The organism is Vibrio sp. 1069, from assembly GCF_033340555.1.
The window spans coordinates 1-558 of sequence record NZ_JAWOWP010000764.1 but is presented as its reverse complement, the minus strand read 5'-3'; the positions used below and the strand labels follow the sequence as shown (position 1 = coordinate 558).

The window sequence follows — 558 nt, the reverse complement described above, 5'->3', positions numbered from 1 at the left end:
TGCCTGTTAGGTCTTCGTACCTCGCACCACCGCTGTTGCTACGAGAGTTCGAGAACAGTTTTGGTGGCTTCGCATCTGGGTTAATTGCGACCTCAATGAATGGTTTGATAAGTGTTAGTTCAGAGCTACGAGCGACAATGTAAACTGCGTCCACATCACGACGACTGCGTGGCTGTGTTTCCAACTTAATGCGCCTGAGCGATTGCATCTGTGCGATACGCTGTTTGCTCTCTTGTAATCCAAAGACGTCGTTAATGTCTTTTTGTAGCTGGCGCTTATCACCAAAGTAGCTTGTTGCGACTTTGTTTGAGCTGTACTTGCTCCATTCTTCATTGAAAGCTTGCACAACACGCTCACCGTAGCTGCCTTTTGGCGCTAGGATCAGCGGGAAGTTATAGCCTTCGCTAAACAAGTATTTTGCAGCTTGAGCCACTTCTTGCTCAGGTGACAACGCTAGGTAGCAAATGTCGGTACCTGGCTGAACATCTTCAGGAATATTCAGCGCCAGTGCTGGAATGGCTGGACTGTTTGCTGAGCCATCCATTGTTGTTTGCAATA

1 protein-coding gene is annotated in these 558 nt (G+C 47.8%); it reads right to left on the bottom strand.

The genetic code is table 11. The annotated features are described in order from the left end of the window. A partial coding sequence (locus R7040_RS28925; protein WP_318097963.1) for a penicillin-binding protein activator occupies nt 1–558 on the bottom strand: 558 nt, incomplete at both ends.